Here is a 357-nt window from a genome sequence, read left to right as displayed (position 1 = left end):
CAGCAGGTCATATCCTCCCGGAAAACAATTGAGATATACACGGGTGCCTTCGGTCTGGAACCGGTTCTGTATCAGGAATTCCTCTGCCAGTACACTTACCGTGTGTCTATATTCAAATTCTCCATACCTGTCAAAAAAGAAATTATTGATGTTGGTGTACGGGATATAAACATTCACCATTTTTCCTTCCGCCAGTTCATCCTGCGCCACGTAATCTGTCTCAAGGATCCTGGTGTTGTATTTAAGGTATTCTGAAGCGTTTTCCTCGTTAAAATAAGCTTTTGGTACCAGGCTGTAAAGTTCATTGGAAAACAGGACCATAACTTCTGCCTGTTGTTCCTTTAAAAAGGCTTCTTC

At 42.0% G+C, this 357-nt stretch carries 1 protein-coding gene; it reads right to left on the bottom strand.

Features of this window, described 5'->3' with window-relative positions:
* On the bottom strand, positions 1–357 hold a 357-nt coding region (locus HC176_RS17810), incomplete at both ends, for a DUF3822 family protein (RefSeq protein WP_167920338.1).

Source organism: Tamlana crocina (assembly GCF_012037625.1).
This window is presented reverse-complemented; position numbering and strand designations above follow the sequence as displayed.